This is a genomic window from Algoriphagus kandeliae (assembly GCF_004571135.1).
Lineage (GTDB): Bacteria > Bacteroidota > Bacteroidia > Cytophagales > Cyclobacteriaceae > Algoriphagus > Algoriphagus kandeliae.
In genome coordinates, this window is record NZ_SPSB01000003.1 from 244095 (window position 1) to 259965 (window position 15871).

A 15871-nucleotide genomic window follows, 5' to 3' on the forward strand; every position below is an offset into this window, starting at 1 on the left:
TTTTGATTTTAACCCTATGAAGAACAAATCCATCCTAATTACGGGAGGGGCAAGCGGAATCGGGCTAGCTATGGTACAAAAATTTGCCAGAGAAGGAAGCCAGGTTTATTTCATCGATTCCAATGTTCCTGCAGGTGAAAAGGTCATGCATGATGAGCAGGAAAAAGGTCATTCAGTAAATTTTTGGCAAGCTGATGTAACTGACTTTGATTCTGTCAACCATCATATTCAACGGCACCCCGGTAAATTCCATGTGCTCATCAACAATGCGGGCATCTCACATATCGGAAAAGTTGAAAATACTACCGAGGAGGATTTTGAGCGCCTTTTCCAAGTGAATGTCAAAGGTATGTTCATTTGCACCAAAGCAGTCCTACCCAAATTGATTCAGGATGGAGGAGGCTCTATTCTCAACATGTGCTCTGTGGCGGCCACCATGGGATTACCAGACCGATTTGCTTACAGCATGACAAAGGGGGCCGCACTTTCCATGACATTTAGCATAGCAAGAGATTATGTAGAAAAAGGAATCCGGTGCAATTGCCTCAGCCCTGGACGGGTCCATACCCCATTCGTGGATGATTTTCTTTCTAAAAACTATCCGGGTCAAGAACAGGAAATGTTTGAAAAACTGGCTGCTACCCAACCCATAGGAAGAATGGCTTCACCGGAAGAAATTGCAGAACTAGCCTACTTTATCAGCTCGGATGCTAGCGGGTTTATCACCGGCGCCAACTATAACATTGACGGTGGCTTCCTACACTTAAAAATGTAAATTCAATTCGTCCCTATATACCTTTCAAAAACTCACTATGAAACTATTTCGATTTGGCCCCATAGGACAGGAAAAGCCTGGAATACAAACAGCAGACGGAAAGAACTTAGACTGTTCTGATTTTGGGGAAGATTGGAACGAAAGTTTTTTCGCCAATGAAGGTCTCTATCGCTTAAGACACTGGCTGGTTGATCATCAAAATTCCTTGCCTGAAGTTCCAAAAAACGCTCGAATCGGATCTCCTATAGCAAGACCATCAAAGATTATTTGCATTGGGCTGAACTATCGAAAACATGCCGAAGAAGCAGGTATGGAAGTTCCTGAAGTTCCAATAATTTTCATGAAGGCTACCTCTTCCCTGAGCGGTCCTTATGATCCCATTTTTATTCCAAAAAACTCTAAACAAACTGACTGGGAGGTAGAACTTGCAGTAATTATTGGAAAACGAGCCAAATATGTATCAGTTGAAGACGCTATGGACTATGTGGCTGGCTATGCGGTTCACAATGATGTTAGCGAGCGGGATTTTCAGCTTCGGCATGGCGGACAATGGGTAAAAGGAAAAAGCGCAGATAACTTCGCTCCCCTTGGGCCATATTTGGTTACAGGAGATGAAATTGCTGATCCTCATAATCTGCGCCTTTGGTTAAAGTTAAATGGGAAAATTCTACAAGACAGCAATACCTCAGATCTCATTTTCGATATCCCAACAATAGTTTCTCACCTCAGTCAATACATGACCTTGCTGCCGGGAGATGTGATTTCAACAGGAACTCCTTCGGGAGTAGGAATGGGCCTAAAACCAGAACCTCGCTACTTGGAACATGGAGATGTGGTAGAATTGGGAATTGAAGGCTTGGGAAGTTCCAGACAAGTGGCTATGAACGACCCTGAGGCATGAGAATAGACGCCCATCAGCATTTTTGGAAATATCACCCGCAAAGACATGAATGGATCGATGAAAGCATGAAATCCATTCGTCGGGATTTTTTACCTAAAGACCTGAAACCGATTTTGGATCAGACAGGAATAGATGGATGCGTGGCTGTACAGGCAGAAGAAAGCTTACAGGAAACTAACTTTTTGTTGGATTTAGCCGAAGAAAATGACTGGATTCAGGCTGTAGTTGGTTGGGTGGATATTGGTTCTCCTGATCTGAATAAAACATTGGATCATTACAACCATTTTTCCAAACTCAAAGGTTTTCGGGAAATTTTACAGGCAAAAGACCCTAGATACATGCTTCGAGATGAATTTATCCAAGGGCTCAAACTTATCCATTCCAAAGGCCTTACCTATGATATTTTGGTTTTCCCCCAACATTTATCGGCTGTTTTGGAATTGGTCAAAAAATGTGAAGGGCATGCTTTTGTGATTGATCATTTGGCAAAACCCTTTATCAAAGATGGAGAATGGAGAGAATGGAAAAAGACCATGAAACCCCTAGCCGAGCGTGATTATATTTATGCCAAACTATCAGGATTAATCACTGAAGCAGATTGGAAAAAATGGAAAAAGGAGCAAATCCTGCCCTACCTCGAAATTGCCCTTGAACTATTTGGTCCGAATCGATTGATGTTTGGAAGTGATTGGCCGGTTTGTTTGGTGACCGGTAAATATGAATCCGTTTGGAGATTAATAGATGACTTTACTTCTACCCTTTCTCTCCAGGAGAAAGATCAAATATTGGGTTTAACTGCCATGAAATTCTATAAAATCCCTCAAGCATGAATCTAAATCTTCAAAATCATATCATTTTGATTTCCGGAGGCGCTAAAGGAATTGGAGCGGCCATCAGCAAAACATTAATTGAAGAAGGGGCCATTCCGGTAATCATTGACCCTTCACCTGAAGGTCAGCAATTGGTAGAATTAGCTCATGGAAAAGCACTTCATATTCCCATAAGACTAACCGATGAAGATGATACAGAAAATGTAATACAACAAGCCATCAAAAAATTCGGAAAGATTCATGGCCTTGTTAACAACGCCGGAGCAAATGATGGAATCAGCCTTGAAAACGGAACCCCCAAAGAATTTTTGAATTCCCTATCCAAAAACCTTCTTCATTATTACAACCTAGCTCATTTTGCACTGCCCTACTTGAAAGCGACCAAAGGAAGTATTGTAAATATTTCTTCCAAAACGGCTATCACAGGTCAGGGAGGAACATCTGGATATGTAGCTGCCAAAGGAGCCCAACTTGCGCTAACCCGGGAATGGGCTGCAGAATTACTCCCTTATCACATTCGTGTGAATGCAGTTATTCCTGCCGAGGTAATGACTCCCTTGTATAAAAATTGGCTGGGAACTTTTCCCGATCCCAACTCCAAACTGAAGGAGATCACTGATCGAATTCCCTTAGAAAAGCGAATGACGCGACCTGAGGAGATCGCATCTATGGTTGTCTTTTTACTTTCCGAAAAAGCTTCTCACATCACTGGACAACATCTATTTGTAGATGGTGGCTATACCCATCTTGACCGAGCCTTATGAAATCCAAAGCCCAACTTGTCCCCAAACAGCTTCTCATCCCCTTTATCTTAATCACCTCCCTTTTTGCTCTTTGGGGTTTTGCCAATGATATTACCAACCCCATGGTGGCTGCCTTTAAGCGAGTATTGGAACTCAACAATGTACAAGCCTCCTGGGTGCAATTGGCATTTTACGGAGGTTATTTCACCATGGCTCTTCCGGCTGCCTTTTTTATCAAAAAGTACTCCTATAAAACAGGTGTTTTACTGGGATTGGGACTCTATGCCTTTGGAGCCTTATTATTTTATCCTGCTGCTTCTTGGGAAAGCTATGGCTTTTTCCTAGCCTCTTTGTACATCCTCACTTTTGGATTAGCCTTTTTAGAAACGACAGCCAATCCCTACATCCTTTCCATGGGGCCGGAAGAAACAGCCACCCAACGATTGAATCTAGCTCAGGCATTTAATCCCATGGGAGCTTTGGCAGGTTTATTTGTAGCGAAGCAGTTCATCCTCAACTCCCTGCAATCCAATGCAACCGATGAAAATGGGTTAATCATTTATGAAAGTTTAGAGGAATCCGCAAAAGCAGCGATCCGAACCAATGACCTGATGGTAATTCGAGATCCTTACGTGATGTTGGGACTCGTGGTTTTGGGAATCTTGGTTTTGATTGCCATGGTCAAAATGCCTGAAAACAAGGATAATTCAGGTAAAATTGACTTTTGGCCTACCATGAAAAGACTTTTTTCCAATCGGAACTTTGTGGAAGGAACCTTAGCACAAATGTTTTATGTAGGTGCCCAAATCATGGTCTGGACCTACATTTACCAATACGCTGAAGCCATGGGAATCGATAATGCTTCTGCGGTGAATTATGGTTATGCAGCGCTAATTGTCTTCTTGCTAGGTCGATGGGTATGTACATTTCTTCTACGCTATGTCTCAGGACCAAAGTTGCTCACCATATTTTCAATTCTTGCAATTGGATTCACCCTGGGGGCAATTTTCCTACCCGAAATGGCTGGTCTTTATAGTTTGGTAGGAATCAGCTTTGCCATGTCCCTGATGTTTCCCACAATCTATGGAATTGCACTGAAGGGATTGGGAGAAGACTCCAAATTTGCAGCTGCATTTCTTGTTATGGCTATTGTTGGAGGAGCGATCATGCCAACCTTGCAAGGATTCATTCTGGATTGGGGAGGAAGCGGATATACCGATATCGAAATTCTTGGAGTATCGGAAGTTCGCTTTTCTTTCATATTGCCACTTCTCTGCTTTCTGATGGTTTCACTATTCGCAATACGGGTCAGAAAAATTTAAACAAAATAGGCATGCAGACTTTCGTGTTGATTTGCGATTTGAAAGATGAACCTGAAGCAATTGAGGCATATGTAGCGTGTCATCAGGCGGTTTCACCAGATATTTTGGAAAGTATTCGAGTCTCTGGAATTCTCGAAATGAGCATCTATCGCTGGCGAAATCGACTTACCATGTTTATGAAAACAGATGATGATTTTTCTTTTGAGAAAAAGGCACAATTGGATAATGCCAATCCAAAAGTGCAGAAATGGGAGGCATTCGTTGGGCAATATCAAACAAATTTACCCGGAACACCTCTCAATTGGAGATGGGCTTTGATGGAGAGGATTTTTGAATTCAATGCAATTGATAAATAAATGACCTTTATATGAAACGATTTGGGGCAATTCTAATCTTGCTGTTTTTAGCAAAAATCTCTTTGGCACAAAATCATATCATCCCAATTTGGGAAGGAACTCCTCCCCTGCAAAAAGAAATGGACCTAAAAGAAGAGGCAGTTCACGAGGGAATTCTTCGAATTTCCAATGTGCAACAGCCTACAATCGAGGTTTATTTACCTACCAAACAAATTGCTACTGGAGAAGCAGTAGTAATTTTTCCGGGAGGAGGTTATGGTATTTTAGCATATGATTGGGAAGGAACTGACTTTGCAAAATGGCTGAATTCACAGGGAATTGCTGGGATTGTAGTGAAATATAGACTTCCCATCTCCAAATCCTTGACAGATCCCAAGGAGGTACCTCTGCTCGATGCCCAGCGAGCAATCCGCTTGGTGAGGCATCATGCTTCCGATTGGAATCTTAATCCTGAAAAAGTCGGCATCATGGGCTTTTCAGCTGGAGGACATCTAGCCTCCACACTAAGCACCCAATATGAACACTCCATTGACCGGGATTTGGATTCCATCGATCAATTATCAGCAAGACCAGATTTCTCTATTTTGGTTTATCCAGTCATTACTTTCAATGATAGATTTACCCATGGTGGTTCTAAGAAAAATCTTCTAGGAGAAAACCCTGATCCTAAATTAGTTGAGCGCTTTTCAAATGAATTGAACGTAGACGAAAATACCCCGCCTACATTTCTTGTTCATGCCCAAGATGACCAAGCTGTTCCTTTGGAAAACAGCACGCTTTATTATCAGGCCCTACATGCAAATCAGGTGAAAGCATCTCTTCACATCTATCCTACTGGTGGGCATGGCTTTGCCTTTGGAATGGGACGAGGAGCAGTTGAAAATTGGAGAAACACGCTTTTAGATTGGATAAAAAACCTAGACTAATGTCCATTAAAGTAATTGCATTCGATGCCGATGATACCCTTTGGGTAAATGAACCCTTCTTTCGGGAAGCTGAAGAGAAATTCTGCTCACTTCTAGAAGACTTTATGCCGGCCCATGCCATTCTCAAAGAATTATATCATACCGAAATCAGCAATTTGAAAATGTATGGTTATGGAATCAAAGGCTTTATGCTGTCCATGATCGAGACCGCCATGCGGATTTCCAATCAACAAGTACCAATCTCGCTTGTTGAAAAGGTAATCCAAATTGGTCAAGAAATGCTCGAAAAACCTGTGGATTTACTTCCAGGGGTTGAGGAGGTACTCCAAAACCTTAATGGTGACTTTAGGATGGTACTTGCTACCAAGGGGGATTTGGTAGATCAGGAGCGGAAACTGAAAAAATCGGGATTGGAAAAATACTTCCACCACATTGAAATAATGAGTGAAAAACGGACAGAAGATTTTGCGAAGCTGATCCGTCATTTAGATGTGGATCCTGAGCATTTCGTTATGTTAGGGAACAGTTTGAAGTCAGATATTCTACCCGTACTGGAATTGGGAGGTCATGCGATTCATATTCCTTTTCATATCACTTGGGTTCATGAACAAGTCCATCATGAGGTCAAACACGAGCGGTTTTCTTCGGTAGAAAACATTCAACTTGCAGCCGAATTGATACGGAAAATGTAAAAATTTAAACCAATTGCACTGAATAGGATAACCTAAACTCAAAACACACATTGATTTTCAGTCAATTAAAAAAACATGTATGGATAAGAAAAGCGATCCTATATTATTCTTCCTCATTCTCATCATAACTTTTCTAAGCGCTTGTCAATCAAAAGAAAAGCAATCCCCAAACATCATATTTTTTCTAGTGGACGATATGGGTTGGCAGGACACATCGGTTCCTTTTTGGTCAGAAAAGACGCACTTCAATGAACTGTATAGAACCCCAAATATGGAAAGACTGGCTGCTAAGGGAATGGTTTTCACACAAGCCTACGCTTATGCGGTTTGTTCTCCCAGCCGAACAAGTCTCATGACAGGAATGAATGCTGCTAGGCATCGTGTTACGAATTGGACCCTTCGATACAATACCTCCACTGACAGCAAGGATTCAGTGCTCCAAATGCCAAGTTGGAATGTCAATGGGCTTCAAGCAGTGGATACCATAGAAAATTCGATCTATGCCACCCCTCTCCCACAAATTCTAAAAAACAACGGCTATTACACCATTCATGCAGGCAAAGCGCATTGGGGGGCTGGAGGAACACCCGGAGCAAACCCATTAAATCTGGGTTTTGATGTGAACATCGCAGGACATGAAGCTGGAGCACCCGCTTCCTATCAGGGAGAAAATAATTACGCTAGCTCCACCAATGATATAACCTGGAACGTACCCGGTTTGGAAAAATACCATGGAAAGCCTATCAACATAACAGACGCTCTAACGCTTGAAGCCATCGAGGCTTTGAATCAAGCTCGTGGAAATAATAAACCTTTCTACCTCTACATGGCACATTACACAGTTCATGTACCCTTAGAACCTCATCATCCATACTTTCAGAAATACAAGGAAATGGGCTTGGATGAGCGAGAGGCACGCTATGCTTCCATGGTAGAAGGAATGGACAATAGCCTGGGTCAATTGATGGATTATTTGGAGGAAAATGGAATGGCTGATAATACGATCATTCTTTTCATGTCGGATAATGGTGGGCTTAGTGCTCATGCTCGCGGTGGTGAACCTCATACTCACAATTGGCCATTAAAAAGCGGAAAAGGCTCAGCTTATGAAGGTGGGACACGAGTTCCAATGATTGTAAGTTGGCCGGGAAAAGTTCAACCTGGTTCGAAATCGGGATCCCCTGTAATTATCGAGGATTTCTTTCCCAGTATTTTGGAAATCGCCGGGATACAAGATTATCAGCCTATCCAATCAATCGATGGAAAATCATTTGTTCCAAATTTAAAGCAAGAATTGAATCAAAGTCTACCCGAAAGAAGTCTTATTTGGCATTATCCTAACAAATGGGGAGGTACTGGTCCGGGAATTGGTTCTACCAGCACTATTCGAAAGGGAGATTGGAAGCTAATTTATTGGTATAAAGACCAAAAACTGGAGCTTTACAACCTTACAGAAGATATTCATGAAGAAAATAATCTTGCCAGTCAAAATCCTGAAATAGTTAGAGAACTTGCCGCTGAACTCGGGGATTACCTACGAAGTGTAAATGGTCAACGTCCCAATTTCATCGAAACAGGAAACCCAGCTCCTTGGCCTGATGAGATTGTAATGAAGTGATTTATCGTTTTCCTTCCAAAATCTGCCCCATCACTTCATCCAATTGATCTGCTCCCAAGCGTTTTAGGACTATTCTTTTTTCCTGGTCCAGGATGTAAATTGTCGGGGTACTTTTCACATCATAAACAGCATGAACTTGGGCAGTTCCATTTGGATCTACAGTATGAAGCCAGTCTCCAATTTCTTGTTCGTTTACATAATCCCAACAGCCTCCAACCTCATCACCTGTCTTCATACAAACAGCCATAAGCTGAACTCCCTGATCCTTATATTTTTCAAAAAAGCGCTTCATAATCGGAGTTGAAGTCTTACAAGCACCACAATCATACCTCCAAAAATAGAGCACGGTATAGGGAGAATTTACCTCATGCAATCTAACAGGTAATCCATCTGGCCTTTGAAGTTTAAGGTCAGGAGCGACTTTCCCAATCAATAATGGCTCAAGCGTTTTGGCATTACTAACAATCTTCTCCAATTGCTCTGGATCCGTCCAATCAGCCTGCCCTGTAGCGTAATAATTCAAGGCAAGATGGACGTAAACTGCATCCATTCCGATAATCTTGGATCGAGCGTAAGTATTTAAAAAATGAATCAAGTAAAATTTAAAGGTCTCCTCTGCCGGTTTGGTCTCATTTAAAATCCAATCTATGGATTGAATTAGAGAATCTGGATTCTGATAAGTTAGCCGCTGAACATAATTATCAATTCGAGAGAATAGAAAAGGAGTCCTCAGCATTCGAGGATCAGATAGGTCCAAATTATCAAAGTAATGATCCTTTGTATAGCGATATTGACTCATCTGAACTTCCTCAGGACTTCCTTCAAATTCAGGGTAGTCAATCGCTAAATTGGCTTTGATAATTGCAGCAGTAAAACTTTTCGGATGTTCCTGAATCAACTTATCCTGATATTCACGGACTTCAAGGTTGATTTGATCGAGTTGAGATTGGATATTTTGTTGGGCCACCTCGTCGGAACTATTTGAAAGTTCTTCCTGAAGCTGTGCTGCCTGAGGACGTTTTTCTTCCAAAAATTGAAGGTATTCGTAGAACAATTCATTATCGGGAGCATATTGAAAGGAAATATCCTGTACATAATTATCCTTGGAGGTTGAGAGGGAATAATTTTGTTCATCCTCATCCACAATGAGTTGAAAAAAATTATTCTCCGGCTCCATAACCACCATATAAACCCCGGGCTCTAAAGCCTCTTCCCCTTTGAATACAAACCTCCCATTCGCGTCTCGCTGAACGGTATCCTTCACGTATTGTTTGTCCCCATAATAGTAGGCCAGGTATAAGTTAGACTGATCATAGTCTTTGATCTCCACTTCTATTCGATGTCCTTGTTGGGCGTACAATGAAAACCCAACGAAAAGGGTGAAAATGGATAGAAAGAGTTTTTTCATAGTGTTCGAGGCTGTTGATACAAGATAAACAGATTAGTCAAGCCACGCCAATGCTTTCCATTCAGAAAAAATGTTGAATTGAGAATTTTTCCCTATCAGTTTTTTGCCAGCTTCTTTAAAGCCACATTGATCTGAGAAAGCGGATATCCGCCCAAAATTCCACGAAATGATCCAGAGGGATGTAGGACAACGAAGCTCCCGCAAGGATAAGGGTATTTAAAAAATTGATTTCGGAAAATATCATCTGGATCCTCTCGCCAAGGAATATACCCTTGGTATTTTTCCAATCCACTAGGCTCCAAATAAATATAAATGGGTTCGGTAGCCTCATATTTATTAGCCCATTTGAGCAGAGTTTCATGCTCCTTTTGGAATGAAGATGCATTATTTCCTAGACCAGAGGAATTACACTCATCTTTACCGGGATAGTAAATTACAAGGAGCATTTTACCTTCTTGAAATGCCTTCAATTGCCCCGTTTTTTCAAAAAAAATTCGCGGATCATCTACCAATCCAACAGGCATTCTATGAACTAACATTTTACCGCCTTCTCCATCGGGAATCCCAAAATAAGGCCCTTCGAGAATCTGCTGTTCAAAAAAATCCCTACTAATTTCCCTTCCTAGTTCGTCTTTATATCCTGTTTGGGCAACAGAAAATACTGGCCCAAATAGAAAAACAAAAAAGCAACATATCTTCAGAAAGGATATCATATCATCGATAAAATCTAGACTTCAAATACCATAATCCAAAAGAAGTAAAACCTACATTAGACTAAATGCCCCTTTGGTCAAGATCATCGCATTTGGATCCAATTCAGAAAGTGGAACCACCTCCACAAATCCATCTTTAGATATCCCGACTTTTACTTTGATAGGTTCAAGAACAAATCCAGAATCAGTCTTTGATTGTTGAATTAAAATGAAGTTTTCATCCTCGACTTCGACTACGGCCGTTTCAGGTAAAACTTTCACCAGTCGATCTTCTAAATCCAATTCAGATTCCACATACATTCCCGGCACGAGGGACTTTTCCAATTCTTCATCCAAAATATGAGCATGAATCATCACTTGCCGATCTTCATTAATTGACTGACTGATTACATATACCTCTGCTACAATTTCATCAACATCAAGATCAGGAATGGAAATCCGCACCTTTTGTCCTACCTTAATTTTGGCAGCATCTTTTTCATAAGCGATCAATTCTATATGCAAATGATCCCTGTTCAATAATGTCAAAGCTCGCGTGGTCTCACTGATATAGGATCCTGGAACAACATCGATTGTTTCAACAAATCCATTGATCGGTGAATAAACAGGAATTTTGGAGCGGATATTTTCAGGTTGAAGTGCATCTACATTGATGGACAGCATAGCTAACTGCTTGGTCAAACCAGCCAATTTTGCTTGAGTAGTCTTGTACTCTGCTTCTGCTTTCAAAAAATTCTTTTGAGCAGATATTTGCTCTGAGTAAAGTGTCTTTTGGCGCTCATACTCAGCTTTCAGGTAGTCTAATTGCCCTTTGGATTCCAAATATTCCTGCTGAAGTCGGACAAACTCTGGATTCTCCAAATAAAAGAGAACCTGTCCTCTTCTAATTTGCTCCCCCTCGATCAATTTGAGGTCTGAAACATATCCACCATAAATGGCTGTAATCTCCTGTCTTCCTTCTGTTGGGACCCGAACCATCCCTAATAGGCTTAAATGCTCGGAGAAATTCCGCTCTTCGAAATTCCCCCAAGCCATATTCAATGCTGCAAATTGCGCATTGGACAGCTCGATTTGCTCTACTGAAGAGACAGCTTCTTCAACCTCGATTCCTTCCATTTCATTGGAGGAATTCCCACATGAAATCATGGTTGAAAAGACAAAAAGCGATGCGATATATGGAATAAATTTTTTCATCAGATGGACAGGTAAATAAGTTCTAGGGTAGCTAATTGGTATTCGAGTTTACTTTCCAGGTATTGAATCCGAATATTTCGGGAATTTTCTAGTAGTTGAACGAATTGGAGAAAATCTATCTCACCCTCTTGAAATGACCGGCTTGCCTGGGTCTCAAGTTGATCAGCCAAGGTTCGCCCTTCTTCTTGATAATATTCTAGGACACTTTGGGCTTTTTGGATTTGCTTTTCCAGTTGAGCTTTTTTGGATTCTAAAGTCAAGGAAAGTGCAGATGCCTCCAGTTCAAGTTGTTCTTCATAAATACTGGCTGCTTTTACTTTGGATTTATAGGATCCGAAAAACAGGGGAACTGTCACTCCTGCCTGAAAACCTGGATAAATTCGGGCTTCCGGACCCGGATTGGTACCTCGGAAAAGTTCGAAATTCAAATCTGGAAGCATCACTCTTCTAGCTTCCTTTACCGCAAAAGAGGCTTGCTTTTGTTGGGCTTCCATCCAAAGTTCCATAGGATGAACTGGATTTTCCAAGTTCAATAATTCTAAATCCGGTTCTCCTTCTTCCAAAATCAAGGTATCTGTAGTATTCAAAAGCCGTTGCAGGCTGATAAGGGAGGTAGCAAAATCCTGCCTTGCGGATCTCAACCTCAAACCAACTTCCTGAAGCTTCCTTTCAGCAGTGAGTTTTTCCAATAGATTGCTTTCTCCTAATTCAAAACGCCGGGTTGCAGCCCTTGCAAATTGACCATAGAGGCTATCCAAATAGTTCAAATTTCGAATAGACTCCCGCCAATAAAAAGCCTGTACATAAGCCATCCCTACTGCCTTTTCTACTTCTCGCTTTTTCAGCAAAAATTCCGCATTGGTCTTTTCTGTTTGGGCTCTGAACATTGCTGTCCGAGCACCATATACAGATGGAAACTCTATTTGCTGCTGAACTCTCCATACCCGGTTATAAATGCCATTTTCGGCAATATCGTTTTTGTCGTATCCGTAGGAAATAGAGGTTTTGCCTATATCCCATCCCGCACCGATCAAAGATTCCGAACGATCCATAGCCTTGCGAGAAGACTGAAGGTCTACGTTTTGCTCATTGGCTAATTGAATAGCTTGCTGAAGAGAAATAGGTGAACCTTCCTGTCCAAAAACCGGGGCTATCGATGCAAGTAGGAAGATCAAAAAGAATCCCAAGCTTTTGCCTGCCCCCTTCAATGAGATTTTTGTCTGATGAAACATATAATAAAGAACCGGCAAGACTATTAAGGTTAATAAGGTAGCTGACACCAATCCACCAACTACCACGGTAGCTAGTGGTCTTTGAACTTCTGCTCCTGCAGAACCGGAAACAGCCATTGGCAGAAACCCTAAAGCTGCTGCAGATGCTGTCAAAAGAACAGGTCGGAGCCGCTCTTTGGCACCATGAATCACCAAATCACGAACCGAATCGAATTTGGATTCCAAAGATTTAAAATGCTCGATCAACACAATCCCATTTAAGACCGCAATCCCGAATAGCGCGATAAAGCCAACTCCAGCCGAAATACTGAAGGGCATATCCCTTACCCAGAGTAAGAAAACTCCCCCAATGGCTGAAAGCGGAATGGCTGAATAAATCATCAAGGCATCTTTGGTGGATGAAAAGGCGAAATACAATAAGATAAAAATCAAAACTAAAGCTACTGGAACAGCGATGAGAAGTCTAGAACGGGCCTGTTGTAGATTTTCAAATTGCCCACCATAATCCACCCGATAGCCTTCTGGAAGAACAATTCGTTGATCGACAATCTGCTGAATATCATCCACGACAGACTGCAAATCCCGATTTCGGACATTCACGCTTACCACTACCCTTCTCTGGGTGTTATCCCTGGAAATTTTAGCAGGACCTTTGGTGTAGGAAATATCCGCCAACTCCGAAAAAGGAATGGAGCGACCATCAGCAAGTTTTACAGTTGTGTTTTGTAAGCTTTGAAGATCCTTTCGGAAATCCTTATCAAATCGAACCACCAAATCAAACTGCCGCTCACCTTCAAAAACGGTTCCTGCGGCTTCCCCAGCAAAACCCATCGTCACTATAGAATTCAAATCTGAAATATTGAGTCCATATTTTGCGATTTTCGAACGGTCATACTCAATTTTCATTTGAGGTAGGCCATCCACTTTTTCCATAATAATATCTGCGGCTCCCTCCACATTTTGGATAGCTGCCTCCACTTCCTGTCCCAATCGAAGCAATTCATCCAAGTCCTCTCCAAAAATCTTGATCGCTAAATCTGCTCTTACCCCGGTAATCAATTCATTGAATCGCATTTCAATAGGCTGAGTAAATTCAAAATCCAATCCCGGAATGATAGTGAGAGCTTCTTTGAATTTGTCTGCCAATTCATCTTTTGTCTCTACTGTAGTCCACTCACTTGGAGGGTGCAAAGTCACAATTACGTCACTTTCTTCCATGGACATAGGGTCTGTTGGAATTTCGGCCGCTCCTATACGGGTTACGACTTGTTTTACTTCTGGAAACTCAAGAAGTATTTTTTCGATACTCGTGATTGTCTCAACAGTACTATTTAGAGAAGTTCCCGTTTTCAAAACAGGCTGAATTACAAAATCACCTTCATCCAGAGTCGGCACAAACTCCGAACCCATCGAGGAGAAAATCATAATAGCCGAAACTAAAATCCCTACAGCAAAAAGCAGGACAGCCTTTCCATGATCCAGCGCAAATCGAAGAGAAGGATCATAGGCTTTATTGATAGCCTTAATTATCCGAACAGAAATATTCTTGGGGCCTTGAACAGTAGATTTCAAGAAAAGCGAAGAGGCCACAGGTACATAGGTCAAACCTAAAATCATTGCCCCTATCAAGGCAAAGCTGAATACCTCTGCCATAGGACGGAACATTTTACCCTCTACCCCTGAAAGAGAAAGGATAGGAATGAAAACAATGATTATAATAATCTGACCAAAAATGGCGGAGTGCATCATCTTTGAAGACCCCTCAAAGGAGATTTTATCTCGCTCGGAATTTCGATCTTCTTTCGCCAACCCTGATAAAATATCTGAAGACTTGGTAAATCTATAGGCAATATACTCGACAATAATTACGGCTCCGTCAATGATGATTCCAAAGTCAATGGCCCCCAAACTCATCAAATTGGCATCCACACCAAAAATGAACATGAGCGAAAGCGCAAAAAGAAGACTGAGCGGAATTACCGAAGCTACTACTAATCCTGATCGAATATTTCCTAAAAGCAATACCACTACAAAAATCACGATCAAACAACCCAAAATCAGGTTCTCTGCAATCGTGAAGGTGGTCCGTCCGATCAATTCGGAACGATCCAAAAACCCATTGATATAGATACCCTCAGGTAGAGATCCTTCAATTTCGGAGATGCGTTCTCGTACCAAATCAATGGTTCGCTTTGAATCGGCTCCTTTTAACATCATGATTTGGCCCAACACTTTCTCTCCCTCTCCATTTGCAGTAATTGCTCCAAATCGATTAGCAGCACCAAAGCCAACTGTAGCAATATCCCGGATAAAAATCGGAACTCCTGATCGAGTCGTGACCACAATTTGACCAATGTCATCCAAAGAAGTCGTCAAACCCTCTCCTCGGATGAAATAGCTTTGATTGCTTTTTTCGATATATCCGCCCCCTGCTACAGAGTTGTTTTTTTGAAGAGCGGTGAAAACTTCCTCAATGCTTAAATCCATCGCACGCAATCGCTCTGGATTGATGGCTACCTCATACTGTTTCAAAAAACCTCCCCAAGTATTCACCTCCACGACGCCGGGAATTCCTGCTAATTGTCTTCGAACAACCCAATCCTGAATCGTTCGCAAATCGGTGATGGAGTACTGATCTTCATAGCCGGGTTCAACATCGATGATGTATTGGTAAATCTCACCAAGGCCAGTAGAAATAGGTCCCATAAAAGGACTTCCAAAACCTTCTGGAATCCGCTCTTGAGCAATTTTGATTCGCTCTGCGATGAGCTGTCGAGGCAAGTAAGTCCCCAAATCATCCTCAAAAACGATGGTTACTACCGAAAGCCCGAATTTGGAAATAGAGCGGATTTCTTTTACTCCAGGCAAATTTGCCATCTCCAGTTCAACAGGATAGGTGAGGTATTTTTCTACATCCTCGGTCGCTAAATTTCGGGAAGTAGTAATGACCTGTACCTGATTATTGGTCACATCAGGTACAGCTCCTATTGGAATATTTGTCAGGGAATAAATACCAAATCCAATCCAAAGGATGATAAAAATGCCGATTAGTAGCTTATTAGCTAAACTCCACCGGATAATCGAATCTAACATAGGTCAATCTAAGTTCTCTAACAAAGATGCCGACCTACTCTTAGGTTTGATTTAGAATATTCTTAAGA

Annotated in this window: 13 protein-coding genes; 9 read left to right on the forward strand and 4 right to left on the reverse strand. The window is 41.6% G+C overall.

Features of this window, described 5'->3' with window-relative positions; translation table 11 throughout:
• Window positions 1-16: 16 nt before the first annotated feature.
• From E4S40_RS09705 to E4S40_RS09745, 9 genes are all read left to right on the forward strand, one after another.
• Window positions 17-775 carry an SDR family NAD(P)-dependent oxidoreductase gene (locus E4S40_RS09705; protein ID WP_135073499.1) on the forward strand — a complete coding sequence of 253 codons (759 nt, stop codon included), beginning with the start codon at window positions 17-19 and terminating at the stop codon, window positions 773-775.
• Window positions 776-812: 37 nt separating this feature from the next.
• Complete coding sequence (locus E4S40_RS09710; protein WP_135073501.1) at window positions 813-1676, forward strand: fumarylacetoacetate hydrolase family protein; 864 nt, start codon at window positions 813-815, stop codon at window positions 1674-1676.
• A complete protein-coding gene (locus tag E4S40_RS09715; protein ID WP_135073503.1) occupies window positions 1673-2506 on the forward strand; it encodes an amidohydrolase family protein in 834 nt (277 codons plus the stop codon). The genes E4S40_RS09710 and E4S40_RS09715 overlap by 4 nt, the downstream gene beginning before the upstream one ends.
• Window positions 2503-3270 (forward strand): L-fucose dehydrogenase, encoded by a 768-nt coding sequence (locus E4S40_RS09720; protein WP_135073505.1) that lies wholly within the window; start codon window positions 2503-2505, stop codon window positions 3268-3270. The genes E4S40_RS09715 and E4S40_RS09720 overlap by 4 nt, the downstream gene beginning before the upstream one ends.
• Window positions 3267-4571, forward strand: a complete 1305-nt coding sequence (gene fucP, locus E4S40_RS09725; protein WP_135073507.1) for an L-fucose:H+ symporter permease — start codon at window positions 3267-3269, stop codon at window positions 4569-4571. Before E4S40_RS09720 ends, fucP begins: the two co-directional genes overlap by 4 nt.
• 11 nt (window positions 4572-4582) lie before the next feature.
• Window positions 4583-4927, forward strand: a complete 345-nt coding sequence (locus E4S40_RS09730; protein WP_135073509.1) for an L-rhamnose mutarotase — start codon at window positions 4583-4585, stop codon at window positions 4925-4927.
• Between the two features lie 11 nt (window positions 4928-4938).
• Window positions 4939-5853, forward strand: a complete 915-nt coding sequence (locus E4S40_RS09735; protein ID WP_135073511.1) for an alpha/beta hydrolase — start codon at window positions 4939-4941, stop codon at window positions 5851-5853.
• A complete protein-coding gene (locus tag E4S40_RS09740) occupies window positions 5853-6545 on the forward strand; it encodes an HAD family hydrolase (RefSeq protein WP_135073513.1) in 693 nt (230 codons plus the stop codon). Before E4S40_RS09735 ends, E4S40_RS09740 begins: the two co-directional genes overlap by 1 nt.
• Window positions 6546-6624: 79 nt before the next feature.
• Window positions 6625-8163, forward strand: a complete 1539-nt coding sequence (locus E4S40_RS09745; RefSeq protein ID WP_135073515.1) for a sulfatase — start codon at window positions 6625-6627, stop codon at window positions 8161-8163.
• A gap of 1 nt (window position 8164) precedes the next feature.
• Here the strand turns inward: E4S40_RS09745 and E4S40_RS09750 are convergent, their stop codons facing one another.
• From E4S40_RS09750 to E4S40_RS09765, 4 genes are all read right to left on the reverse strand, one after another.
• The gene (locus tag E4S40_RS09750) at window positions 8165-9571 is read right to left on the reverse strand and encodes a TlpA family protein disulfide reductase (protein WP_135073517.1); all 1407 of its coding nucleotides are present in this window, start codon (window positions 9569-9571) and stop codon (window positions 8165-8167) included.
• 95 nt (window positions 9572-9666) lie between these two features.
• Window positions 9667-10284, reverse strand: coding sequence for a hypothetical protein (locus E4S40_RS09755; RefSeq protein ID WP_135073519.1), 618 nt, complete (start codon window positions 10282-10284; stop codon window positions 9667-9669).
• A gap of 51 nt (window positions 10285-10335) precedes the next feature.
• Window positions 10336-11478 carry an efflux RND transporter periplasmic adaptor subunit gene (locus E4S40_RS09760; RefSeq protein ID WP_135073521.1) on the reverse strand — a complete coding sequence of 381 codons (1143 nt, stop codon included), beginning with the start codon at window positions 11476-11478 and terminating at the stop codon, window positions 10336-10338.
• Entirely contained in the window at window positions 11478-15803 is a 4326-nt protein-coding gene (locus E4S40_RS09765) for a CusA/CzcA family heavy metal efflux RND transporter (RefSeq protein ID WP_135073523.1), read from the reverse strand. Before E4S40_RS09765 ends, E4S40_RS09760 begins: the two co-directional genes overlap by 1 nt.
• Window positions 15804-15871 lie beyond the last annotated feature (68 nt).

Excerpts from the sequence above, each read along its gene's own strand:
- E4S40_RS09705 (WP_135073499.1), top strand. The coding sequence starts at position 17 with ATGAAGAACAAATCCATCCTAATTACGGGAGGGGCAAGCGGAATCGGG.
- E4S40_RS09710 (WP_135073501.1), top strand. The coding sequence starts at position 813 with ATGAAACTATTTCGATTTGGCCCCATAGGACAGGAAAAGCCTGGAATA.
- E4S40_RS09715 (WP_135073503.1), top strand. The coding sequence starts at position 1,673 with ATGAGAATAGACGCCCATCAGCATTTTTGGAAATATCACCCGCAAAGA.
- E4S40_RS09720 (WP_135073505.1), top strand. The coding sequence starts at position 2,503 with ATGAATCTAAATCTTCAAAATCATATCATTTTGATTTCCGGAGGCGCT.
- fucP (WP_135073507.1), top strand. The coding sequence starts at position 3,267 with ATGAAATCCAAAGCCCAACTTGTCCCCAAACAGCTTCTCATCCCCTTT.
- E4S40_RS09730 (WP_135073509.1), top strand. The coding sequence starts at position 4,583 with ATGCAGACTTTCGTGTTGATTTGCGATTTGAAAGATGAACCTGAAGCA.
- E4S40_RS09735 (WP_135073511.1), top strand. The coding sequence starts at position 4,939 with ATGAAACGATTTGGGGCAATTCTAATCTTGCTGTTTTTAGCAAAAATC.
- E4S40_RS09740 (WP_135073513.1), top strand. The coding sequence starts at position 5,853 with ATGTCCATTAAAGTAATTGCATTCGATGCCGATGATACCCTTTGGGTA.
- E4S40_RS09745 (WP_135073515.1), top strand. The coding sequence starts at position 6,625 with ATGGATAAGAAAAGCGATCCTATATTATTCTTCCTCATTCTCATCATA.
- E4S40_RS09750 (WP_135073517.1), bottom strand. The coding sequence starts at position 9,571 with ATGAAAAAACTCTTTCTATCCATTTTCACCCTTTTCGTTGGGTTTTCA.
- E4S40_RS09755 (WP_135073519.1), bottom strand. The coding sequence starts at position 10,284 with ATGATATCCTTTCTGAAGATATGTTGCTTTTTTGTTTTTCTATTTGGG.
- E4S40_RS09760 (WP_135073521.1), bottom strand. The coding sequence starts at position 11,478 with ATGAAAAAATTTATTCCATATATCGCATCGCTTTTTGTCTTTTCAACC.
- E4S40_RS09765 (WP_135073523.1), bottom strand. The coding sequence starts at position 15,803 with ATGTTAGATTCGATTATCCGGTGGAGTTTAGCTAATAAGCTACTAATC.